General features: G+C 63.5%; 22 protein-coding genes. 8 read left to right on the forward strand and 14 right to left on the reverse strand.

Translation table 11 applies throughout. The annotated features are described in order from the left end of the window. Positions 1–29 precede the first annotated feature (29 nt). The 5 genes from AC0ZT5_RS30255 to AC0ZT5_RS30275 all read right to left on the reverse strand — a co-directional run bounded on the left by AC0ZT5_RS30255 (position 30) and on the right by AC0ZT5_RS30275 (position 5,263). Complete coding sequence (locus AC0ZT5_RS30255; protein ID WP_488499420.1) at positions 30–845, reverse strand: ABC transporter permease; 816 nt, start codon at positions 843–845, stop codon at positions 30–32. After that, a complete protein-coding gene (locus AC0ZT5_RS30260) occupies positions 835–1,803 on the reverse strand; it encodes an ABC transporter permease (protein ID WP_457154419.1) in 969 nt (322 codons plus the stop codon). Before AC0ZT5_RS30260 ends, AC0ZT5_RS30255 begins: the two co-directional genes overlap by 11 nt. Further along, a complete protein-coding gene (locus AC0ZT5_RS30265; protein WP_488499421.1) occupies positions 1,800–2,810 on the reverse strand; it encodes an ABC transporter ATP-binding protein in 1,011 nt (336 codons plus the stop codon). Before AC0ZT5_RS30265 ends, AC0ZT5_RS30260 begins: the two co-directional genes overlap by 4 nt. A 191-nt stretch (positions 2,811–3,001) precedes the next feature. Beyond that, a complete protein-coding gene (locus AC0ZT5_RS30270; RefSeq protein WP_488499422.1) occupies positions 3,002–4,156 on the reverse strand; it encodes an ABC transporter substrate-binding protein in 1,155 nt (384 codons plus the stop codon). Positions 4,157–4,372: 216 nt separating this feature from the next. Next, the gene (locus AC0ZT5_RS30275) at positions 4,373–5,263 is read right to left on the reverse strand and encodes a class I SAM-dependent methyltransferase (RefSeq protein WP_488499423.1); all 891 of its coding nucleotides are present in this window, start codon (positions 5,261–5,263) and stop codon (positions 4,373–4,375) included. Between the two features lie 31 nt (positions 5,264–5,294). Between AC0ZT5_RS30275 and AC0ZT5_RS30280 the strand changes: the two genes are divergently transcribed. Next, positions 5,295–5,777: a helix-turn-helix domain-containing protein gene (locus AC0ZT5_RS30280; protein WP_488499424.1), complete on the forward strand. Its 483-nt coding sequence runs from the start codon at positions 5,295–5,297 to the stop codon at positions 5,775–5,777. A gap of 4 nt (positions 5,778–5,781) precedes the next feature. Here AC0ZT5_RS30280 and AC0ZT5_RS30285 read toward each other — a convergent pair whose 3' ends face one another. Then, positions 5,782–6,687, reverse strand: coding sequence for a LysR family transcriptional regulator (locus AC0ZT5_RS30285; RefSeq protein ID WP_457154613.1), 906 nt, complete (start codon positions 6,685–6,687; stop codon positions 5,782–5,784). Positions 6,688–6,759: 72 nt separating this feature from the next. Next, a complete protein-coding gene (locus AC0ZT5_RS30290) occupies positions 6,760–7,536 on the reverse strand; it encodes a DeoR/GlpR family DNA-binding transcription regulator (RefSeq protein ID WP_488499425.1) in 777 nt (258 codons plus the stop codon). Positions 7,537–7,965: 429 nt separating this feature from the next. On the opposite strand from AC0ZT5_RS30290, the gene AC0ZT5_RS30295 reads away from it, so the two are divergent. Next, complete coding sequence (locus AC0ZT5_RS30295) at positions 7,966–8,850, forward strand: phosphotransferase (RefSeq protein ID WP_488499426.1); 885 nt, start codon at positions 7,966–7,968, stop codon at positions 8,848–8,850. After that, positions 8,850–11,291: a GcvT family protein gene (locus AC0ZT5_RS30300; RefSeq protein WP_488499438.1), complete on the forward strand. Its 2,442-nt coding sequence runs from the start codon at positions 8,850–8,852 to the stop codon at positions 11,289–11,291. The genes AC0ZT5_RS30295 and AC0ZT5_RS30300 overlap by 1 nt, the downstream gene beginning before the upstream one ends. A gap of 7 nt (positions 11,292–11,298) precedes the next feature. Here the strand turns inward: AC0ZT5_RS30300 and AC0ZT5_RS30305 are convergent, their stop codons facing one another. Next, the gene (locus AC0ZT5_RS30305) at positions 11,299–11,973 is read right to left on the reverse strand and encodes a class I SAM-dependent DNA methyltransferase (RefSeq protein WP_488499427.1); all 675 of its coding nucleotides are present in this window, start codon (positions 11,971–11,973) and stop codon (positions 11,299–11,301) included. A 68-nt stretch (positions 11,974–12,041) separates the two neighbouring features. Between AC0ZT5_RS30305 and AC0ZT5_RS30310 the strand changes: the two genes are divergently transcribed. Then, positions 12,042–12,959 (forward strand): phosphotransferase, encoded by a 918-nt coding sequence (locus AC0ZT5_RS30310; RefSeq protein WP_488499428.1) that lies wholly within the window; start codon positions 12,042–12,044, stop codon positions 12,957–12,959. Between the two features lie 4 nt (positions 12,960–12,963). Here the strand turns inward: AC0ZT5_RS30310 and AC0ZT5_RS30315 are convergent, their stop codons facing one another. From AC0ZT5_RS30315 to ilvD, 3 genes are all read right to left on the reverse strand, one after another. Beyond that, the gene (locus AC0ZT5_RS30315) at positions 12,964–13,887 is read right to left on the reverse strand and encodes a DMT family transporter (protein WP_477281888.1); all 924 of its coding nucleotides are present in this window, start codon (positions 13,885–13,887) and stop codon (positions 12,964–12,966) included. Between the two features lie 178 nt (positions 13,888–14,065). After that, positions 14,066–15,358, reverse strand: a complete 1,293-nt coding sequence (locus AC0ZT5_RS30320) for an amidohydrolase family protein (protein WP_488499429.1) — start codon at positions 15,356–15,358, stop codon at positions 14,066–14,068. Positions 15,359–15,446: 88 nt separating this feature from the next. Then, a complete protein-coding gene (ilvD, locus tag AC0ZT5_RS30325; RefSeq protein ID WP_488499430.1) occupies positions 15,447–17,291 on the reverse strand; it encodes a dihydroxy-acid dehydratase in 1,845 nt (614 codons plus the stop codon). 197 nt (positions 17,292–17,488) lie between these two features. Here ilvD and AC0ZT5_RS30330 point away from each other — a divergent pair, with 197 nt between their 5' ends. From AC0ZT5_RS30330 to AC0ZT5_RS30340, 3 genes are all read left to right on the forward strand, one after another. Further along, on the forward strand, positions 17,489–17,833 hold the full coding sequence (locus AC0ZT5_RS30330) for an ArsR/SmtB family transcription factor (protein ID WP_477281882.1): 345 nt from the start codon (positions 17,489–17,491) through the stop codon (positions 17,831–17,833). 72 nt (positions 17,834–17,905) lie between these two features. Further along, a complete protein-coding gene (locus tag AC0ZT5_RS30335; RefSeq protein WP_488499431.1) occupies positions 17,906–18,433 on the forward strand; it encodes an SRPBCC family protein in 528 nt (175 codons plus the stop codon). A 41-nt stretch (positions 18,434–18,474) separates the two neighbouring features. Continuing rightward, complete coding sequence (locus tag AC0ZT5_RS30340) at positions 18,475–18,945, forward strand: VOC family protein (RefSeq protein ID WP_488499432.1); 471 nt, start codon at positions 18,475–18,477, stop codon at positions 18,943–18,945. A gap of 177 nt (positions 18,946–19,122) precedes the next feature. On the opposite strand, the gene AC0ZT5_RS30345 is transcribed toward AC0ZT5_RS30340, so the two are convergent. The 3 genes from AC0ZT5_RS30345 to AC0ZT5_RS30355 all read right to left on the reverse strand — a co-directional run bounded on the left by AC0ZT5_RS30345 (position 19,123) and on the right by AC0ZT5_RS30355 (position 22,337). After that, the gene (locus AC0ZT5_RS30345) at positions 19,123–20,715 is read right to left on the reverse strand and encodes a peptide chain release factor 3 (RefSeq protein ID WP_457152767.1); all 1,593 of its coding nucleotides are present in this window, start codon (positions 20,713–20,715) and stop codon (positions 19,123–19,125) included. A gap of 99 nt (positions 20,716–20,814) precedes the next feature. Next, on the reverse strand, positions 20,815–21,744 hold the full coding sequence (locus AC0ZT5_RS30350; protein ID WP_488499433.1) for a haloalkane dehalogenase: 930 nt from the start codon (positions 21,742–21,744) through the stop codon (positions 20,815–20,817). Beyond that, a complete protein-coding gene (locus AC0ZT5_RS30355) occupies positions 21,741–22,337 on the reverse strand; it encodes a TetR/AcrR family transcriptional regulator (protein WP_488499434.1) in 597 nt (198 codons plus the stop codon). Before AC0ZT5_RS30355 ends, AC0ZT5_RS30350 begins: the two co-directional genes overlap by 4 nt. Positions 22,338–22,461: 124 nt before the next feature. Between AC0ZT5_RS30355 and AC0ZT5_RS30360 the strand changes: the two genes are divergently transcribed. Beyond that, the coding region (locus AC0ZT5_RS30360) for an NAD(P)/FAD-dependent oxidoreductase (protein ID WP_488499435.1) at positions 22,462–23,444 on the forward strand (983 nt) is incomplete at its 3' end.

Here is a 23,444-nt window from a genome sequence, read left to right on the forward strand (position 1 = left end):
GGACGTCTCTCCCTTACGAATTCGTGGATTTACTTGCCCGAACCGGCGATCTGGTCGCCATCGCGGGTCAGGTAATAGGCGGCGAGGATCGGCAGCAGCGTCACCAGCACGACGACCATCGCGACGACATTGGTGACCGGGCGCTGGCGCGGTCGGATCAGCTCTTCCAGCATCCAGATCGGCAGTGTCTGCTGCTGGCCGGCGGTGAAGGTGGTGACGATGACCTCATCGAAGGACAGAGCGAAGGCCAGCATGCCACCGGCGAGCAGCGCGGTGGCGATGTTGGGCAGCACAACATGGCGGAAGGTCTGGAAACCGTCGGCACCGAGATCCATTGACGCCTCGATCATCGAACCCGAGGTGCGGCGGAAACGGGCCACGGCATTGTTGTAGACGACGACGACGCAGAAGGTGGCGTGGCCGAGCACGATCGTCCAGAACGAGAACGGAATGTCGGCCAGCGAAAAGGCCGAGCGCAGCGCGATGCCGGTGATGATGCCGGGCAGCGCGATCGGCAGGATGACCAGCAGAGAGATGGTTTCACGGCCGAAGAATTTGGTCCGCGACACTGCCGCCGAACAGAGCGTGCCGAGGATCAGCGCGATCGCCGTCGAGATCGCGGCAACCCTGACCGACAGCGACAGTGCCTGCCAGACATCGGGCCGGTTCCAGGTGACGGCGAACCACTGCGTGGTCAGACCGGGCGGCGGCCAGACAAAACTCTTCTCCTCCGTCGTGAAGGCATAGACGAAGATCAGCAGGATCGGCAGATGCAGGAACAGCAGCCCGCAGGCGGCCGCGATCTTCAGGCTGAGCGGAGCCGACTGAGAACCATCAGAGCGCATCGAAGGCCCCCATGCGCTTGGCGCCCCAAAGGTAGAAGCCCATGATGACGATCGGCACGACGGTGAAGGCGGCGGCGAGCGGGATGTTGCCGGCGGTGCCTTGCTGGGAATAGACCGCCTGGCCGATGAACAGGCGCGAGGTGCCGATGATCTGCGGGATGATGTAATCGCCGAGCGTCAGCGAGAAGGTGAAGATCGATCCGGCGACGATGCCCGGCAGGGCCAGCGGGAACAGCACATTGCGGAAGGTCTGTCCCGGCGAGGCTCCCAAATCGGACGAAGCCTCGACCAGATTGCCCGGCACGCGCTCGAGCGCCGCCTGCACCGGCAGGATCATGAACGGCAGCCAGACATAGACGAAGACGATGAAGGTGCCGGTGAACGACACCGACAGCGAATTGCCGCCGACGACCGGCAGCGACAGCCAGGCGTCAATCAGCCATTGCAGATGCAGCTTGCCGAACAGCCAGGTGAGGATGCCTTCCTTTGCGAGGATCAGCTTCCAGGCGTAGATCTTGACCAGGTAGCTCGACCACAGCGGCAGCATGATGCCGAGATAGAACAGCGCCTTCCAGCGGCCACGGGCATAGCGCGCCGCGTAGTAGGCGATCGGAAAGGCGATGATCGCCGAGGCCAGCGTGACCAGCGCCGCCATCGTCACCGTGCGCAGGATGATGTCGAGATTGGCCGCCTGGAACAGGTCGCCATACGTCTTCAGAGTGAACTGGCGGTTGATGAGGCCGGAAAACTCGTCGATGGAGAAGAAGCTCTGCGCCAGCAGCGCGAACAGCGAGCCTATATAGACGATGCCGAGCCACAGAACCGGCGGCAGCAGCATGAGGAGCAGCAGAACCTTGGGTCTGCGCCAGAAAAGATCCGATAGCGCGCCGCGCAAGCCACCGCTGCCCGGCAGGATGGCGGGCGCCGTGGCGCGCGGGATGGCGGCGTCGAGGCTCATACCGGCTCGTCCATCAGATGCAGGTGCTCGCGGTTGAAGGTGAGCACGACCGCCTCGCCTTCCACAGGCAGGGCGTTGCCGGCCGGCACGATGGCGTGCAGCTTCAATCCGTCGGCATCGAGCGCGAGTTTTGTCGTGGCGCCGAGATAGTTGGTCGAGACGAGGCGAGCGGAAACGCCTTCGCCACTTGCCGCCCCCTTGGCCGTGCGGCCGACGCGAATGGATTCAGGCCGTAGACTTCCCCAGCGATGCTGGCCGCAATAGCGCTGGACGAAATCGGGCGGCAGCACGTTGGAGGAACCGACGAAATCGGCGACAAAGCGGGTCTTCGGCCGCTGGTAGATATCCTCCGGCGTGCCGATCTGCATGATCTTGCCGTCATTGAAGACGGCGACGCGGTCGGCCATCGACAGCGCCTCGCCCTGGTCGTGGGTGACGAAGACGAAGGTGATGCCGAGCACTTTCTGCAGCGACTTCAACTCCTCCTGCATGTTCTCGCGCAGTTTGAGGTCGAGGGCGCCGAGCGGCTCGTCGAGCAGCAGCACCTTGGGCTGGTTGACCAGCGCACGGGCGAGCGCGACGCGCTGGCGCTGGCCGCCGGAAAGCTGGCCGGGACGGCGGGCGCCATAGCCGGGCAGCCGCACCAGCGACAGCGCCTCTTCAGCCGCCTTGTGCCGTTCAGCCTTGCCGATGCCCTTGACCATGAGGCCATAGGCAACATTGTCGAGCACGCTCAGATGCGGGAACAGCGCGTAGTCCTGGAACACGGTGTTGACGTTGCGGCGATAGGGCGGCACGCCCTCGGCGCGTTCGCCGAAGATCGAGATCGAGCCCGAGGTTGGCTGCTCGAAGCCGGCGATGAGGCGCAGGCACGTGGTCTTGCCGGAACCGGACGGCCCGAGCATGGCGAAGAACTCGCCCGGTGCGATATCGAGATCGACCGCGTCGACGGCGCGAATGCTGCCGAAATGGCGCGAGGCTTTCTGGAAGGAAACGGCGGTGGTCATGGGTTGTCCTGATCTGTCAGGCTCATCAAAATCAAGCGGCTGCACTGCCCCTCATCCGCCTGCCGGCACCTCCTCCCCGCATAGTGACGGGGAGAAGAAAGCGCTCCAACGCTGGCGACCCCCCTCTCCCCGTTCTTCACGGGGAGAGGGTAAGGGTGAGGGGCAGCGCCGAGCTCAGCAAAGAGGCGAAATCACCTCCCGCCGATGACGCCGATATAGTCCGACACCCAGCGGTAATAGGGCACGCACTGGTCGTTCTCGGTGGCGCATTTCGACACCGGCGTCTTCCAGAACTTGATCTTGTCGAAATTGTCGTAGCCGTTGGTCTTGCAGCCTTCGTCGGTCAACAGCTCGTTGCCCTTGCAGGCGGCGGGCACGACCGGCAGCGAACCGAACCAGGCCGAGACATCGCCCTGCACTTTCGGCGACAAGGAATGTTCCATCCACATATAAGCGCAGTTCGGATTGGCGGAGTCGGCCTCCATCATGGTGGTGTCGGCCCAGCCGGTGACGCCTTCTTCCGGCACGGTCGAAGCGACCGGTTTCTTGGCGGCGACCAGCGCATTGACCTGATACGGCCACGAGCCGGAAGCAACGACGCCTTCGTTCTGGAAATCGTCGACCTGGATGGCGGCGTCATGCCAGTAGCGGCCGACCAGCGTACGCTGGACGCGCAGCAATTCGAGCGCTGCCTTGTACTGGTCCTCGTTCAGCTCGTAGGGATCCTTGATGCCGAGTTCCGGCTTGTGGAACATCAGATAGTTGGCGGCATCGGCGATATGGATCGGCCCGTCATAGGCCTGGACGCGGCCTTTGTTGGACTTGCCGTCCGGCAGCTTCATTTCCTCGAAGACGATGTTCCAGCTCTTGGGCGCTTCCTTGAACACGTCGGTGTTGTACATCAGGACGTTCGGACCCCACTGGTAGGGAACGCCGTAGTGGACGCCGCCGACGGTGAACCAAGGGGCATCCTTGAGGCGTTCGTCGACAGTCTTCCAGCTCGGGATGAGATCGGTGTTGATTGGCTGCACGCGCTTGCCGGCAACGAGGCGCAGCGACGCATCGCCTGAAGCGGTGACGAGATCAAAGCCGCCCTCGTTCATCAGCGAGACCATCTCGTCGGAGGTGTTGGCGGTCTTGACGTTGACCTTGCAGCCGGTCTCCTTCTCGAAGGAGGTCACCCAGTCATAACCCTTGTCGGTTTCGCCGCGTTCGATGTAGCCCGGCCAGGCAACGATGTTGACCTGACCTTCGCCCTTGCCAAGTTCCTTGACCTGGGCGACGGCTTGACCGGAGAAGGTCAGCGCGACCGTCAAAGCAGTGCATGACTTCAGGAATGAATTCATCATCGATCTCCCATTTTGGCGCCTGACCCCGAAAGCCGGTTTCGGTCTTCGCTAGGGGTCACGCGCGGACTGAAAAACTGTCAGTTCGTGCGTTGGACTTGATGTCGCTCTGGTGGCGACTTTGGTCCCTAGACCCAAAGTGCTTTGAAAATTCCGGTTTCGCAAATTCATTTATCAGAAAGGCGATATCGGTTTTTCCGATAGATCGATGCCCCTTCAAGCCAACGCCGTCACCAGCCAGCAGGCGGCGTTGAAGCGAGCCTCACCGTCCTCCACGAAAGGCGCGAACGCAGCAGGCAACACCGCGGTGATTTTTTCGGCCGTTGCCCGGTCAACCTCACGTAGCGCGGCGCCGACCGGCCCTAGTCGGGTGACAAACGTTATCAGATCATCTTCGGCGATCTGACACTGGACATCCACCTGTTCGACTTCGATTGACGACCAGCCGCTCGCTTCAAGAATACGCTTCACCTTCGCGGCGTTGGCAAAGGCAAACTGCCCCGGCGCATCGGGGTCCGGCGCAGGTGCGGGCGGCAGGAAAGGCGCAGCCGCTCGCGCGGCGGTCGTCATGAAATCATTCTCGGCCGGACTGCGCCAAGCAACAAAGGCGAGTTTGCCACTGCGGTTTGCGGCCTGTCTTATGTTGGCGAACGCAGCCACGGGATCATCGAAGAACATGACACCAAAACGCGAGACAACAGCGTCGAAGTTCCCGACTTCGAACGCATACGTCTGGGCATCGCCCACTTCAAAACTTGCGTTTGCTACCTCTTCTGCCCCCTTGCGTTTCGTCGCCAAGGCGACAAGCGGCTGCGAGATGTCGAGCCCAACACAACGTCCGTCGTTGCCCACGCGGCGCGCCATCGCCAGAGTCGTGGCGCCGGCGCCGCAGCCGATGTCCAGGACATTGCCCCCTTCCCCGGGATAGCCGGCATCGACTACCAGCCGCTCGAACGGCGCCATTACCTGGTCGAGGATCGGTTGCATCTCAACCCAGGCCTTTCCGCTGGCGTCGTTCCAGAGCGCGGCTTGCCGTGTGTTTGGCTGCGCGGATTGCGGCATAACGGACCTCGCTTTTCTGTTGCTCTCACTGATCGTCGCGAGCACTTTACGAGTTCAAGCCGACTTGAGGTCAAGCATGAAAGATATGGACATTGCCGAAGTGTCGCGCCGCACCGGCGTGCCCGCCTCGACGCTTCGCTACTATGAGGAGAAGGGCCTCATCGCCTCAATCGGCCGTCGCGGCCTGCGCGGCTTGTTCGACCCGGTCGTCCTGGAACGGCTCGCCTTGATCTCGCTTGGACGCGCCGGTGGATTCGCACTGGACGAGATTTCCGCGATGCTGAGGCCCGACGGCCTGCCGAAAATGGATCGAGGGCGCCTGGATGCCAAGGCGGACGAACTGGACCGCACCATCCAGCGCCTGACCGCGATCCGAGAGGCTTTGCGTCACGCCGCCCGATGTCCGGCCGCCCGGCCGATGGAGTGTCCGACGTTCCGCCGCGCCGTCAGGCTTGCCGGCGCTGGCCGCTTCGAGGTTGCTCCGATCGGGTCGTTCAAGGCGGAGGCGGTTTCCGCAACAAGGCGCAAGCGCGAGACTGGAGACGTCAGGCTGGAGTAGGCCACTAGCGGCGGACAGTGCGCTGCGACTGGGCGAGGCCTATAAAATCGCGTGCCGCCTGCGGCAGGCCGGACCCGCGGCGCCACACCATGCCGACCTGGACCACCGGCAAGGAGCCGGAAATATCGCGCGATTCGATGCGGTCGCCTTCCAGCGACCAAGGCCGGTAGACGAGGTCGGGCAGCAGCGCCACGCCGGCGCCGGTGGCAACGAGACTGCGCACGGCTTCCACCGAACGGGTGCGGAAGGCGACATGCGGCTTGGCGCCGATCGCCGTCAGCAGCTTGCCGGTGTTCTCCTCGATCTCGTCGACGGTCAGCATGATCAGCGGCTCGAAGGCGATGTCGCCAATGCTGATGATGTCGGCGCCGGCGAGCGGGTGGCCGAGCGGCAGCCAGAGGCGATAGGCCGAGACCTCGAGGATTTCCGACTGCAGTGCCGTGCGGTCGCGCAGGTTGGAGGTGACCATGACGGCGATGTCGAGCTTGCCGCCGATCAAGAGATGTTCGAGATAGTCGCCATTGTCCTCGATGGCCGAGACCTCGACGCCGGGATAGGCGCGGCGGTAGCGGGCAAGAAGGTCCGACAGCACGTAGCCGGCGACCATCGAGGTGACGCCGAGTTGCAGCCGGCCGCCCGCGGCTGCCTGTTCGCCGGAGAACGAGCGGCGTGCATCCGAAACGTCGGCAAGGATTTTCGTCGCGTGGCGCAGGAACTGATGGCCCTTGTGGGTGATGTTCAGGCCGCGCGGATGGCGTTCGAACAGTTCGACCCCGAGATCGCTTTCGAGTTCCTTGATCGCTTCGGTGACCGAGGATTGAGAGATCGAGAGGTTCTGCGCGGCACCCGACACCGTGCCTTGTTCGGCGACGGCGATGAAAAACTGCAACTGGCGGATGGTGAAGGCCATGGCCGGACTAAACACGCTGAAGGCAATGGTGGGAAGTGCCGACAGCCCAACCGCCGGTACGCGTTGGTTGGATCAGATGCCGCTTTCCTCGCCGGCTATGCTGAGCCGAGCGCCGGCTTGCGAGAGGGCGGCGGCAATGTCGCGCGAGGGCGACCGGTCGGTGGCGAGTTCGGAAAAGCCGTCGAGGCCGCAGACTTGGACCAGGCCCAGGCGGCCGAACTTGGTGTGATCGGTGACGACGAGCGAACGCTGGCCGCGCGACAGCACCATGCGGGCGAACTCGGCCTCCTCCAGATCGTAGTCCATGACGCCCATCACCGCATCGACTGCGCCGGTGGAGATGATGGCATGGCTGACCGAGAAACGGCTGACGAAGTCGATAGCCGAGGCCCCGAAGGCAGCGCCTGAATCGCTGCGCAATTCGCCGCCGGCCATGTAGACCTTGTTGCCGTTGACGGTGGCCAGCGTGCGGGCGATGTCCGACGAGTTGGTCACGACCGTCAGGCGCCGGTGGCCGAGCAGCTCACGGGCCAGGAACGAGGTTGTCGTGCCGGTGTCGAGCATGATCGATTCGCCGTCGCGGATGGTGGCGGCCACCATGCGGGCAATGATCCGCTTGGCATCTGCATTCTCGCGCATGCGCCGTTCGAATGGCGCTTCGCCGATCATTGACGGCAGGCCGATGGCGCCATGCATCTTGAGGACGGAGCCGTCGCCGGTGAGTGGCTTGACGTCACGGCGCACGGTCTCGAGTGAAACGCCCAGGCGGTCGGCCAGGCTGGCGATGGTGACGGTCCCCTCTTCTTGCAGCAACCGCAGGATCTCGCCGTGTCGTTTTGAATGAACCATTTGGGTGTCCCGGACTTAGCCCTTTTGCCCGATTCTAAGCTAATCCGAGCGATTTTAAAGGAATTGCCTGTGTTTTCGGGCAAAATACCCAAAAAAAGTCACAACTTTTTGTTGACAGTCAGGCAACCTTGGCGTGAAATTGAGTTATCAAACAGGGGTTCGGAGCTGCAACGGGAGGGTGATGGCAGAGCCGCAACTCACTGACCAGGCAGTTTTGAACGTGTCTGGCGCAAGGAATTTTCAGATCCGCGGGGGCGGATGCCGGGGTCAAAAACCTGGCGAAGGGGCTCGTCGGTGCGGTGCGGGATACCGATCCTGGCGTCTCGCACCGACGAGGTTTTTTCGTTTCTCCTCGCTGTCGTTGGGCTATCCATGGCGCCCTTGTCGACTCTCAGCAAAGTCGACGCTCAGTAAACCAGGGATGATTCCGTGATTGCCGAAGACCGCATCCGCGCCCTGCCCTGCTGGACCGGCAGCATCGAGATTGCGCCGTTGCCGGGAGGCCTTAGCAACGCCAATTATGTAGTCAAGGACGCGGCCGGAAAGCACGTCGTGCGCTTCGGCAGGGACTATCCGTTCCATCATGTCTTTCGCGAGCGTGAGGTGATGACCGCACGCGCGGCGCATGCCGCCGGTTTCGCACCAGCCGTCCTCCATGCCGAACCGGGCATCCTGGTGACGGAATACCTTGGTGCGAAAACCTATCTTGCACAGGACGTGCGCGCCAATCTTGGTCGTGTCGCTGCGCTGATGCGCGGCTTCCACCGGGAGATGCCCAATCACGTCTCCGGCGCCGGCTTCATGTTCTGGGTGTTTCATGTCATTCGCGACTATGCGCGCACGCTTGAAGAAGGCGGCAGCCGCAAGCGCAGCGAATTGCCGCGCCTGCTGACGCTGGCTGACGAACTGGAGCGCGCGCAGAAATTGCTGCCGATCGTCTTTGGTCACAACGATCTTTTGCCGGCTAATATTCTAGACGACGGCAGCAGGCTGTGGCTGATTGACTTCGAGTATGCCGGTTTCAACACGGCGATGTTCGACCTTGCCGGCGTCGCCTCGAATGCCGGCATGAGCGATGAGGAATCCTTTGCCTTCCTGACCGCCTATTTCATGAAGGAGCCGGACCAGGCGATCCGCCGCTCGCACGCGGCCATGCAATGCGCCTCGCTGCTGCGCGAGGCGATGTGGAGCATGGTGTCCGAACTCTACCTCGACGCGCCCGGCATCGACTACGTCGCCTACACCGAGGAGAACCTGACGCGGCTCGAAGCCGCGCTGGAAAACTACAGAACGAAGTACGGGATACAGAAATGATGACATTGCCCAGCCAGGCCGCGATCGTCGTCATTGGCGGCGGCATCATCGGCTGTTCGACGGCCTATCATCTGGCGCGTGACCACAAGGCCGATGTGGTGCTGCTCGAACAGGGCAAGCTGACCTCGGGCTCGACCTGGCATGCCGCCGGCCTTGTCGGGCAATTGCGCTCGTCGGCCTCGATCACCCGCGTGCTCAAATATTCCGTCGACCTCTACAAGGGGCTGGAGGCCGAAACCGGCCTTGCCACCGGCTGGAAGATGACCGGCTGCCTGAGGCTCGCCGCCAATACCGACCGCTGGACCGAGTACAAGAGGCTGGCGACGACGGCGAAAAGCTTCGGCATGGACATGCAATTGCTGTCGCCGGCGGAGGTCAAGGCGATGTGGCCGCTCCTGGAAACCGGCGATCTCGTCGGCGCCTCCTGGCTGCCGACCGATGGCCAGGCGAGCCCTTCGGACATCACGCAGTCGCTGGCAAAAGGCGCGCGCATGCATGGCGCCACACTGTTCGAGGATGTGCGCGTCACCGGCTTCGAGATGAAGGACGGCCGCATCGCGATGGTGAAGACCAGCAAGGGCGACATCGCTTGCGACAAGGTGGTCAACTGCGCCGGGCAATGGGCGCGGCAGGTGGGTGCGATGGCCGGCATCAACGTGCCGCTGCAGCCGGTGAAGCACCAGTACATCATCACCGAGAAGATCGATGGACTGGCGACCGACGCGCCGACTATCCGCGACCCGGACCGGCGCACCTATTTCAAGGAGGAGGTCGGCGGGCTGGTGATGGGCGGCTACGAGCCAAACCCGCAGGCCTGGACGACCGGGGATGTGCCTGACGATTGGGAGTTCCGGCTCTTCGACGACGATTACGACCATTTCGAACAGCATATGCGCCAAGCGATGGCGCGCGTGCCGGCGCTCGAAACCGTCGGCGTCAAGCAGATGATAAACGGGCCGGAGAGTTTTACGCCGGACGGCAATTTCATTCTCGGCGCGGCGCCCGAATGCGCCAACATGTTCGTCGGCGCCGGCTTCAACGCCTTCGGCATCGCCTCGGGTGGCGGCGCCGGCTGGGTGCTGGCGCAGTGGGTGGTCGACGGCGAAGCGCCGCTCGACCTGTGGGTTGTCGACATCAGACGCTTTTCCAACCTGCACCGCGACCGGCAATGGGTCTGCGACCGCACGCTGGAAGCCTATGGCAAGCACTATACGATCGGCTTCCCGCATGAGGAGTACGCCAGCGGGCGGCCGCGCATCGTCTCACCACTTTACAACAGGCTGAAACAGCAGCGCGCCGTGTTCGGCTCGAAGCTTGGCTGGGAGCGGCCGAACTGGTTCGCACCCGACGGCGTCGAGCCGCAGGATGTCTATTCGATGGGTCGCCAGAACTGGTTTGCGGCAGTCGGCGACGAGCACCGGCACGTGCGCGAGAAGGTCGGCATCTTCGATCAATCCTCCTTTGCCAAATACGAACTGAGCGGACCTGACGCGCTGAAGGCGCTGGACTGGATCTGCGCCAACGACGTCAGCAAACCGGTCGGCCGGCTGACCTACACGCAGCTTCTCAACACGCGCGGCGGCATCGAGGCGGACCTGACCGTGGCGCGGCTGGCCGAGGAGAAATTCTACATCGTCACCGGCACCGGGTTCCGCACGCATGATTCCTCATGGATCGGCGACCATATCGGCGAAGGGCTCGATGCCACGCTTGTCGATGTCACCGAGGATTTCGGCACGCTGTCGCTGATGGGGCCTCGGGCCCGCGACGTGCTTTCTGCCGTGACTGAAGCGGACGTGTCAAACACCAGGTTCCCGTTCGGCCACGTGCGCGAGATTGCCATTGCCGGCCACACAATTCGGGCGCTGCGCGTCACCTATGTCGGCGAACTCGGCTGGGAACTGCATGTGCCGATCGCGGCGACAGGCGAAGTCTTCGACGCACTGATGGCGGCAGGCCAGCAGCATGACATCCGCCCGGTCGGCTATCGCGCCCTGGAATCGCTGCGGCTGGAAAAGGGCTATCGCGCCTGGGGCTCCGACATCACGCCCAACGACACGCCGCAGGAAGCCGGCTTGGGTTGGGCGGTCAAGCTGCGCAAGAACACCGATTTCGTTGGACGTCGCGCGCTCGAGAAGACCAGCGGCGCGGCACTGAAGAAACGCTTTGCCGGCTTCACCGTCGTTGACCCAGAGATCGTGCTGCTCGGCCGCGAGACCATCCTGCGCAATGGCGAGCCGGTCGGCTATCTTACCAGCGGTGGCTATGGTTACACCGTGAGCCAGAACATCGGCTACGGCTATGTGCGGAACGCCGACGGGGTGAGCGACGATTTTCTCGCCTCGGGCGACTATGAACTGGTCGTGGCGATGGAGCGGACGCCGGCCCAAATCCATCTCGAGCCGATGTACGATCCGACAGCCGCCCGGGTAAAAATGTAGAACAGCGTCAAAGCGTCGATCGGGTGACGCGCAGGGCGAGACCACGGCTCGGCACGGTGCCGGCCTCGCCCGGCATGGAGACGTAAGGACGCGTTTCCTCGATGCGAGTGACGAGGCCTTGCGCTTCGAGTTCGGCGATGCGCGCGGCAAAGCCGGCTTCCCACAGCGTGTTCTTGACCGTCAGCACGATGATACCACCCGGCCGGCAGATGCGGATCAGCTCATCCAGCCCTTCGGCGCCGACATGGCCGGAGGTGAAGACGCCGGCCGAAATGATGCCGGCATAGGCATCGTCGGCAAACGGCAGCTTGCCGCCGAGCGCCAGGCAATGCAGCGCCGAATAGACCCCCTTGCGGGCGGCCTGGGCCAGCATGCCTTCCGAAATGTCGAGCGCCTCGACCAAGGGGTAGCCTGTTATATCAAGCCATTCGCCGATGAGCCCGGTGCCGGCTCCCGCATCGAGCAGCGGTGCGGCACCGCGCGGCAGATGGCGGGCCAGCAAGGCAAGGCAGATCGTCGGATGGCGATAGCCGGCGGCCGACATGTCGGCGTCATAGGTCTGCGACCAGCGGTCATAGAGTGCCGCGACGTCCTCTGGCCGTTTCGCCGCGTAGGCCGCGGCAAGCGGGCCCCGATGTTTGCTGTGCGCCACTTTTGTCCTATCCACCAATCGGTCTTTCATCGCATGATAGCCAAAGCACGAAAATTGTGGAACCGTCGCCGCGACAAATAACAGCGTGGGGCGCAGGCATGGTGACAGACGAAGCGCGTGCGGCACTTGCCGACATTTCCTTGGCCACCATTCCCATGCTGGCCGGCTACACCGGGTCGCTCGAACGGCTCGGCGGCCTCACCAATCTGGTCTTCAAGGCGGGCGAGTTCTGCCTGCGCATTCCCGGCAAGGGCACCGAGGAATACATCAATCGCGCCAATGAAGCGGTGGCGGCGCGCGAAGCGGCAAAGGCGGGGGTCAGTCCCGAGGTGCTGCATGTCGATCCCGCCACTGGGGTCATGGTGACGCGCTTCATCGCCGGCGCCGAGACGATGTCGCCGGAGAAATTCAAGGTTCGGCCTGGCAGTCCGGCGCGGGCCGGCGAGGCTTTCCGCAAACTGCACCATTCCGGCGCGGTGTTTCCCTTCCGCTTCGAACTGTTTGCGATGATCGACGACTATCTCAAGGTGCTGTCGACCAAGGACGTCGCCTTGCCGGTCGGCTATCATGACGTGGTGCACGAGGCCGGGAGCGTGCGCTCGGCGCTGGCCGCCCATCCCTTGCCCCTCGCTGCCTGCCACTGCGATCCGCTGTGCGAGAACTTTCTCGATACAGGCGAGCGGATGTGGATCGTCGACTGGGAATATTCGGGCATGAACGATCCGCTCTGGGATCTCGGCGACCTCAGCGTGGAAGGCAAATTCGATACGGCGCAGGACGAAGAGATGATGCGCGCCTATTTTGGCGGCGAGGCCAGAGCGGCCGAGCGCGGGCGAATCGTCATCTACAAGGCGATGTGCGACCTGTTGTGGACATTGTGGGGACTGATCCAGCTTGCCAACAGCAATCCGGTCGACGACTTCCGCGCCTATGCCGACGGGCGTTTCGCGCGCTGCAAGGCGTTGATGGAGACGCCGGAGTTTTCACGACACCTGGCGGCGATCCGCCTGGGTTAGAAACCTAATTGACGCCCTTCGGCACGTTTTCGGGCGGCACCGTGGTGTCGACCACTTTCTGGCGGTGGAAGATGAACAGGCCGGCGAGAACGACGATGCCTGAGCCGATCAGGATACGCGGGCCGGGAACGTCACCAAAGAACACCAGCCCGAACACCACCGCCCACAGGAGCAGCGTGTAATGCAGCGGCGCCAGCGTCGAGGCCGGGGCCAGCTTGAGCGCCCTGGTGATCATCAGATGCGCGCCGCATGAAACGATGCCGAGCAGCAGCATGGCGCCGAAATCGAGCGCCGACGGCGTCTGCCAGGCGCCGACGGTTAGCACGCCGCCGACCACCATCGTGCCGATGGTCTGCCATGTCACCAGATTGGTGTCACTGGTGCCGCGCAGGCGCCGGTTGAGGATGATGGCGAAGGCGAAGGCAATGCTGCCGGCGAGCGCGAAGCTCGATGACAACGAGAACGCCGCCGAGGACGGTTTCAGCATGATCAGCACGCCGCAGAAGCCGAGCAGGATCGCCATCCAGCGGCGCCAGCCGACCTTCTCGCCAAGCAACAAATGGGAGAGTGCCGCGACATAGATCGGTCCGGCCATGTAGAAGCTCATCACGTCGGCAAGCGGCAGGTAGACGACGGCGGCATAGAACAGTGCCGTGTCGAGCGTTGTCATCACCACGCGCAGCAGCTGCAGCTCCAGGCGCTCCATGTGAAACAGCTTGGCCGTGCCCTGGTGGGCGATCATCGGGCCAAGCACGAAGAACGCGCCGATGGAACGGATCAGCACCACCTGGCCGACCGAGAAGCTGGCGACCAGCCACTTGCCCATGGCGTCGTTCAGCGCAAACAGGAAATCGCCGGCCAGCATCAGCAGGATGCCGGCCAGAAGCACGTTCCTGATTGTGGAATTCTGCGCCACGGGCTGCGTCATGCCGATCCCGATTCCTCCCTAGAGCATGATGCCGAAAAGTGTGAAGCGGTTTTCGGACGACATCATGCTCTATCTCTTTGATTTAGAGCCGCGTCGTAGACCGAAGCGGCTTCATTGACGAGGAGAAATCCGGAAATCCGCAAGGCCAGAACCGGGAATCGGCTGGGTCTGGCCTGTTCTATTGGGCCTGATGCGGCGTCAGGTGCCTGCGGGTCACCAGAGCTGGTCTGCCCAGGATGGACAGCCTGGTGTCCTGCTTCGTCCGCTGCGCCACTACCTTGCCCCTGGCGATGACGCACAGGCGTTCGGCGCGCAGGCGCAGGGCTTCGATCGGATTGCCGGCATCCAGGATGACCAGGCTGGCGCGCTTGCCTACCGCCAGGCCGAGATGGTCGAGCCCCATGATCGACGCGTTGACATTGGTAACCATGTCGAAGCAGCGGGCCATGTCGGCCGGGCTCGACATCTGGGCGACGTGCAGGCCCATGAAGGCGACGTCGAGCATGTCGGCGGTGCCGAGCGAATACCAGGGATCGAGCACGCAATCCTGGCCCCAGCCGACGCGGATGCCCAGCGCCTGCATCTCCTTCACCCGGGTCATACCGCGGCGCTTGGGGAAGGTGTCGTGGCGGCCCTGCAGCATGATGTTGATCAGCGGATTGGGGATCGCCGAAACACCCGCCTCGGCGATCAGCGGCAGCAATTTCGAGACATAGTAATTGTCCATCGAATGCATCGAGGTGAGATGCGAGCCGGCGACCTTGCCCTGCAGACCCAGACGCTGCGTCTCATAGGCAAGCTGCTCGATATGGCGCGACAGCGGGTCATCGGTCTCGTCGCAATGCAGGTCGACCATCAGCCCGCGCCTGGCCGCGATCTCGCACAGCTCCGTCACCGAGCGCGTTCCGTCGGCCATGGTGCGCTCGAAATGCGGGATGCCGCCGACAATGTCGACGCCCATGTCGAGCGCGCGGATGGTGTTGTCGCGTGCCCTCGGCGACCGATAAAACCCGTCCTGCGGAAAGGCGACCAATTGCAGATCGATATACGGGGAGATCGTCTTCTTGACCTCAAGCAGCGCCTCGACCGCCAGCAGCCGGTCATCGCAGACATCGACATGGGTGCGGATGGCGAGCAGACCCATCGACACCGCCCAATCGCAATAGGCTAGCGCGCGATCGCGCACGGCTTCATGCGTCAGCAGCGGCTTCAACTCGCCCCACAACGAGATGCCTTCGAGCAGGGTGCCCGACGCGTTGATGCGCGGGATGCCGTAGGAGAGCGTTGCATCCATGTGGAAATGCGGGTCGACGAAGGGCGGCGAGACCAGATTGCCACTGGCATCGATTGCCGTGCCGGCAGTGACATCGAGCTTCGGCTCGATCGCCGCGATCGTCTCGCCGACGATGCCGATGTCGGCGACCCTGCCATCAGGCAGCGTGCCCCCGCGAACGATAAGGTCGAAATCCATCCGTCGTCATCCCGCTTGAAAGAACATTCAGTGCCGTCCGGCGCGCGGCTCTCCCTTCTCCCCTGTCGGAGAAGGAAAATGCCGAACCCTAGTCCGGCACGAATCTGACCGCGCCCTTGGCCGCGCTGGTCGCCATAGCGGCGTAGGCGCGCAAGGCTGTCGTCACCTTGCGCTTGCGCTTTTCCTCGGGCTTCCAGGCAGCAATGCCCTTGGCCTCCATCGCCGCCCGGCGGCTGGCGAGTTCAGCATCGCTGACCGCGAGGCGTATGATACGGTTCGGGATGTCGATCTCGACCGTATCGCCCTCCTGCACCAGGCCGATCAAACCGCCCTCGGCGGCTTCCGGCGAGACATGGCCGATCGACAGGCCGGAGGTGCCACCGGAGAAGCGGCCGTCGGTGACCAGCGCGCAGGCCTTGCCCAGCCCCTTCGACTTCAGATAGCTGGTCGGGTAGAGCATTTCCTGCATGCCGGGGCCGCCGCGCGGCCCCTCATAGCGGATGACGACCACATCACCGGCCTTGATCTCGTTGGCCAGGATCGCCTTGACGCTGGCGTCCTGGCTTTCGAACACGCGGGCCGGACCGGTGAACTTCAGGATCGATTCGTCGACGCCGGCGGTCTTCACGATGCAGCCGTCGAGCGCCAGATTGCCTTTCAGCACGGCAAGGCCGCCATCCTTGGAGAAGGGGTGCTGGACGGAGCGGATGACGCCTTTCTCGCGGTCAAGGTCGAGGACGTCCCAGCGGCGGTCCTGGCTGAAGGCAACCTGCGTCGGCACCCCACCAGGCGCGGCGAGGAAGAAATCGCGCACGCTTTGGCTGGTCGAGCGCGAAATATCCCAATGGTCGAGCGCTTCACCCAGCGTGCGTGTGTGCACGGTCGGCAGATCGCGATTGATCAAGCCGGCATTGTCGAGCTGGCCGAGGATCGCCATGATGCCGCCGGCGCGGTGGACGTCTTCCATGTGTACATCCGCCTTGGCCGGAGCCACCTTGCACAGCACCGGCACCTTGCGTGACAGCGCGTCGATGTCATCCTGATCGAAGTTGATCTCGCCTTCATGCGCGGCGGCCAGGATGTGCAGCACGGTGTTGGTCGAGCCGCCCATGGCGATGTCGAGCGTCATGGCGTTTTCGAAGGCACCCTTCGAGGCGATGTTGCGCGGCAACGCGGTTTCATCGTCCTGCTCGTAGTAGCGCTGGGCGAGATCGACGATCAGGTGGCCGGCTTCGACGAACAGGCGCTTGCGGTCGGCATGCGTGGCCAGCGTCGAGCCGTTGCCCGGCAGTGACAGGCCAAGCGCCTCGGTCAAACAATTCATCGAATTGGCGGTGAACATGCCCGAGCAGGAACCGCAGGTCGGGCAGGCCGAACGTTCGATGACCTTGACGTCGTCGTCGGAGATCTTGTCGTCGGCGGCCGCCACCATGGCGTCGACCAGGTCGAGCGCCTGCGTCTTGCCGGCCAGCACCACCTTGCCGGCTTCCATCGGCCCGCCGGAAACGAAGACGGTCGGGATGTTGAGGCGTAAGCTGGCCATCAGCATGCCGGGCGTGATCTTGTCGCAATTGGAGATGCAGACCATGGCGTCGGCGCAGTGCGCGTTGACCATGTATTCGACGGAATCGGCGATGAGCTCGCGCGACGGCAGCGAATAGAGCATGCCGTCATGGCCCATGGCGATGCCGTCATCGACGGCGATGGTGTTGAATTCCTTGGCGACGCCGCCGGCCTTCTCGATCTCGCGCGCGACCAGCTGGCCGAGGTCCTTCAGGTGGACATGGCCCGGCACGAACTGGGTGAAGGAGTTGACCACCGCGATGATCGGTTTGCCGAAATCACTGTCCTTCATGCCGGTGGCGCGCCAGAGGCCGCGAGCGCCGGCCATGTTACGGCCATGGGTGGTGGTGCGGGAACGATAGGCAGGCATGAATTTTCCTTGGCTGGCTTGCTGCGCTCCATGCGGAGCGTGGCGGCGCTGAATTCGGACCGCAGGCCTTATAGACGCGCAAGCCTGGTCTGGCCACAATTTTGCAATGCGCCACGAAATCCGGATGTGCGGTTGACGAGCGGCGTTTGCCTGTATATAGCCAATCAGGTATATACCTATTTGGCTATGGATGCCCGATGAACCAGCTGGACGCCACTTTTGCCGCACTCGCCGATCCGACGCGCCGCGCCATTCTTGCCCGGCTCATCCAGGGCGAAGCATCCGTGATGGAACTCGCCGAGCCTTTCGCGATGAGCCAGCCCTCGATTTCCAAGCACCTCAAGGTGCTCGAAAACGCCGGACTGATTTCACGCGGCCGCGACGCACAGCGCCGTCCGTGCCGGCTCGAAGCAAAACCGCTGGCGGAGGCCAATGACTGGCTGGAGCGTTATCGAAAGATCTGGGAAGGCAACTTCCAGCGCCTCGACGCGTTGCTCGGCGCGATGAAGGCCGAGAAAGTCCCCGACAGTACCGACCAATAGCCCGAAATATCGCGGCCTGTGTCGGATCACGGGCCTGCCGCACGTCCTTTGGCAAACATGAGGAGGAACATCATGAGCACCACAACCTTGCCCGGTTCGACCGTCGCCACGCTGACGGTGACCACGCCCAGCGACCGCGAGGTCCAGATCACCCGCATCTTCGATGCGTCGCGGCCGATGGTCTTCGACTGCTGGACGATACCCGAGTTGCTGAAGGGCTGGCTGCACGGCCCCGATGGCTGGCGGCTGGCGGTCTGCGAAATCGACCTCAGGGTTGGCGGCGCCACACGCTACGTCTGGCAGCACCGCGATGGCCGCAGCATGGGCATGAGCGGCGCCTATCGCGAGATAGTGCGTCCAGCCAGGATCGTCGCCACCGAATTGTTCGACGAGGACTGGACCGGTGGCGAAACCGTCGGGACGGTGGTCTTCACCGAACAGAGTGGGAAGACGCTGCTGACGCAGACGGTGCTCTACGCTTCGCAAGCGGCCCGCGACGGCGCGCTCGGCACCGGCATGACCCGCGGCATGGCCGAGAGCTATGCCCAGCTCGACGCTCATCTCGCTTCACTTCAGGACGCTGCAAGAGGCGCCGCCTGACGCTTCCTTCATCCCCCAAGAGAAAACAAGGAGAAAGACTCATGCAAAAGATCACCACCTTCCTGTGGTTCGACGGACAGGCCGAGGAGGCCATGAACCACTACATGTCCGTCTTCAAGAATTCGAAGGAGCTGAGCGTGACGCGTTGGCCCAAGGGCCACGCTGATGAGGGCAAGGTGCTGGTGGCCTCGTTCGAACTCGACGGCGTCCCGTTCCTGGCGCTCAACGGCGGACCACAATACAAGTTCACCGAGGCGATCTCACTGTCGATCGACTGCAAGACGCAGGACGAAGTCGATCATTTCTGGACCAGGCTCACAGAGGGTGGCGGCGAACCAGGACCCTGTGGCTGGCTGAAGGACAAGTTCGGTGTTTCCTGGCAGGTCGTGCCGGAACAACTGCCGCGCCTGCTGCAGGATCCGGACCGGGCCAAGGCCGGCCGGGCGATGAATTCTATGATGCAGATGGGCAAGATCGACATCGCCAAGATCGAAGAAGCGGCCAGAGGGTGAGAAGCGGTCCGCTGTAGCGGACGAAAAGCCAATTGCTTGGCTTTTCGAGCTTCGAACGCCCTGAGCCTGCGAAGGGCCGGAGGTTCATTGGAGCCCTTTGATCATCGAGGTCGGCGTCGCCCCTCATCCGCCCTGCGGGCACCTTCTCCCCGTGAACGGCAGAACGAAAGTAACGCTTCAAGCCGCCTTGTCGCGAACCTGATAGTCCTTGATCGTGGCGAAGCGGATCGCCTTCCAGCGTTCCGCTTCGTAGTTCAGCGAGAAGGCGTGCTGGGCGAGGAACACCGGATCATTGTCGAGGTCGCGGGCGATGTCGCCGCGATGTGCCTCGATGAAACGCAAAACCTCGGCCTTGTCCTCGGCCGAGATCCAGCGGCAGACCGAAAAGCGTGACATCTCGAACTCGACCGGGAGCGTGTATTCGAAGTTCAGCCGCTCCTTCAGGACGTCGAGCTGCAGGGCGCCGACGACGCCGACGATGGCCGGCGAGCCATCCTCGGGCGAGAACAATTGCACGACGCCCTCCTCGGCCATCTGGTGCAGCGCTTCCTTGAGCTTCTTGGCCTTCATCGCGTCGCCAAGGCGGACGCGGCGCAGGATTTCCGGGGCGAAGTTGGGCACGCCTCGGAACAGGATCTCCTCGCCCTCGGTCAGCGTATCGCCGATGCGCAGCGTTCCGTGGTTGGGGATGCCGACGACGTCGCCGGCAAACGCCTCGTCGGCGGTGACGCGGGTGCGGGCAAAGAAGAATTGCGGCGCCGACAGGCTCATCGGCTTTCCCGTGCGCACAAGCTTGGCCTTCATGCCGCGCTCGAGCTTGCCCGAGCAGACGCGGACGAAGGCGATGCGGTCGCGGTGGTTGGGATCCATGTTGGCCTGGATCTTGAAGACGAAGGACGTCATCTTGTCCTCGGTCGCCTCGACCTTGCGGGCATCGGCCTCCTGCGCGCGCGGCGGCGGCCCAAAGGCGCCAAGCGCCTCGATCAGGTCGCGGACGCCATAATTGCGCAGCGCCGAGCCGAAATAGACCGGTGTCAGATGGCCCTCGCGAAAGGCGTCGATGTCGAGCGGACGGCAGGCTTCGCGCGCCAGTTCCAGCTCCTCGATGAAGGCCTCGCGCTCGTTCTCCGGCAACAGGCCGGCGACGCGGTTGGAATCGGGACCGTTGACCGGCGTGCGCTCCTTCTCGTCGTCGCCCTTGCGCACCGCATTCAGCGCCAGGTGATAGGTGCCGGAAAACGTCTTGCCGCGACCGATCGGCCAGGTGATCGGTGCTGTATCCAGCGCCAGCTTCTGTTCGATCTCGTCCAAAATCTCAAACGGATCGCGGCTTTCGCGGTCCATCTTGTTGACGAAAGTGATGATCGGAATGTCGCGCAGCCGGCAGACCTCGAACAGTTTCAGCGTGCGCGGCTCGATGCCCTTGGCGGCGTCGATGACCATGACCGCGCTGTCGACCGCCGACAGCGTGCGATAGGTGTCGTCGGCGAAATCCTCGTGGCCGGGCGTGTCGAGCAGGTTGAAGACATTGTCCTCATATTCGAACGTCATCACCGAAGTGACGACCGAAATGCCGCGCTCGCGCTCGATCTTCATCCAGTCGGAGCGGGTCTGGATCCTGTCCTTCTTGGCCTTGACCTCGCCGGCAAGCTGAATGGCGCCGCCGAACAGCAGCAGCTTTTCGGTGAGCGTGGTCTTGCCGGCGTCCGGGTGCGCGATGATCGCGAAGGTGCGGCGGCGCGCCACTTCTTCTTCTATTGCTTCAGGCATTGTTCAGGATTTCCGTGTGACAGGCCGGGCTTCTAGCAGCGCAGTGCCGGGCTGTCGACCGGTCCGGCGGCGCTGACGCCGCCGGTTGCCGTGGCTCGCTCAGGCCAACTCGTTCATCTGGCCCGCCTGAACGATCTCCGGAAGCCAGCCAGCAATGGCCTCGCCTATCGCGTCGGCATGGTCCTCCTGCAGATAGTGCGCGCCGGGCCCGAGGTTGATGAACCGGCAGTTCTTCAGCCCGGCGGCGAATTCGCGTGCGGCTTGCGGCGAAACAAGCGCACCTGGATCGCCCGCGAACAGCAGTTTCGGATAGGTGGAAAGCCGCAGCGCGCGATGGTCATGTTCGCTGATGGCGGCAACGTCGGCAGGCTGGCCCTCGATCGGCAATTCCCTGGGCAGGCGCAGCGCCGGCTTGCGCGATCGCGGTGTCGGGAACGGCGCCCGGTAAGCCGTCATCTCCTCGTCGCTCATTGTGCGCAACACCGAGGCCGGCAGCACTTTTTCGACGAAGACATTGTCTTCCAGAACCAGCTTTTCGCCAATGTCGGGCGTGCGCAGCGCCTTGAACAGCTCGCGGGCCTGCGGACGCTGGTGAAAATCCTCCCAGCGCTCGAAGGGCCGGATGAATTCCATGAAGGCGAGGCCGAGAATGCTGCGCGGCCGCCGCGCCGCGAGATGGAAGGCAAGTGCCGTGCCCCAGTCCTGCGCGACAACCACCATTTCCCTGATGTCGAGCGCATCGAGGAAGGCGTCGAGATAGCGCACGTGATCGAAGAAGCGATAATCGATATCGGGCTTGCCGGACTGGCCGTAACCGATCAGGTCCGGTGCGATGCAGCGACCTAGGGGCGCGACATGCGGGATGATGTTGCGCCAGATGTAGGATGAGGTCGGATTGCCATGAAGGAACAGCACGGTCGGACCGGCCGCGCCGGCCTCGACATAGGACATGGTCGAATCGAGCACGGCGATTTCCTCGCGCCGCAAGGCGGTGGAGCCGGCTTGCGGCTTGTCGGCGTTCAAACTCATTGGATCGGCTCCTTTGCAAAGACTGTGCTGAAGATGATTTTCTTGAAGCGTTCGAGCGGCGCGGGGCTGCGCTCGACCTTCATGCGCAGCATGGCGCCTTGCCAGGACGAGAGCAGGAAGTCGGCGAGGTCGTCAGCATCGAAAGCCCGGGTAATGTCACCGGCCGCCTGGCCATCGGCGATGCAGGCCGCGAATGGCTGGCGCCAACGCTCGAAGATGGCGACAAGCTGCAAGCGCAGCGGTTCGCTGTGCACTGCGGTTTCGAGGCTGAGATTGCCGATCATGCAGCCGCGCGCCCAGTCATGCGCTTCGAGCTTCGAGGTGATGACATCGAGGTAGCGGCGCAGCCTGCCGAGGGGCGGCGTCCCGTCCTGCGCAAGGGCTGCCTCGACCAGGCCACTGACATAGGCGAAGTAGCGGTCGAGCACCTCGCCGGCGAATTCCTCCTTGGACGCGAAATGGTTGGTGAACGAACCCGGCCGCGCATCGGCCGCGGCAACGATGTCGCGTACGCCGGCAGCGGCATAGCCTGAATTCCAGATGGTCCGGAAACCAGCGTCCAGGAGTTTTTCGCGGAGTGATTGTCTAGCCATGACTGAATAATACGTACGTACGTATTGATGTCAAGGTGCATTATTTGCGATGGTCGATGTTGGCAAGCGACCGGCGGGATGGCACTTGGGTGATCCGCAGGGATGGCTAGGCAGAGGAGCGAGCATGACCGTGGCGAAACAGGTGATCGTCATCGGCGCCGGCATCATCGGTGCCTCCATCTCCTGGCATCTGACCGAGGCAGGGGCGCAGGTGACGGTCATTGCCGACAGCGCCGCCGGCGGCGTCGCAACACCGAATTCGTTTGCCTGGATCAATGCAAGCTGGGGCAACCCGGAGCCGTATTTCCGGCTGCGGACCCGCGCGATGGCGGAATGGACGCGGCTGGCGCGGGACCTACCTGAAATTCCGCTCAGCTGGTGCGGCGGCCTGTGCTGGGACCTGTCGGCGGCTGCAATGGAAACCTACGCCGCCCAGCACTCCGCCTGGGGCTACGGCATCAAGCGCGTCGACCGCGCTGGCGTGGCGCGCATCGAGCCCAATCTCGCCGAACTCCCGGACGTCGCCTTGCATGTCGCAGAAGAGGGTGTCGCCGAGCCGGTGGCCTCCGCCAAGGCGCTGCTGGCGGACGCCGAACGGCGCGGCGCGCGGATCATCTTCAGCACGGTGACGGCGCTGGTCCAGACCGGCGGCCAGATCACCGGCATTGATACATCGCATGGCCTGATGGCCGCCGACGAGGTGGTGATCGCGGCCGGCGTCGGCTCACCGGCTATCGCCGCGACAACCGGGATCAACCTGCCGATCGAGACGCCGCCCGGGTTGATCGTCCATTCGCGGCCTTATACAAAACTGCTCAACGGGCTGGTGCTGGCCGAGCGGCTGCACATGCGCCAGACGGCGGAGGGCCGCATCATCGCCGGCTCGGATTTTGGCGGCGCCGACCCGGGCATGGATGCCGAAGTCACCGCCCGCGACCTGTTTGCGGCCCTGAAAGCCATGCTGCGCGGCGGTGACGGACTGGAGCTGGATTTCCACACCGTCGGCTACCGGCCGACGCCGATCGACGGTTTTCCGATCATCGGCCGCAGCGAGGGCATGGACGGCCTCTATGTCGCCGTCATGCATTCAGGCATCACGCTGGCGCC

This window comes from Mesorhizobium sp. CNPSo 4670 (genome assembly GCF_057784235.1).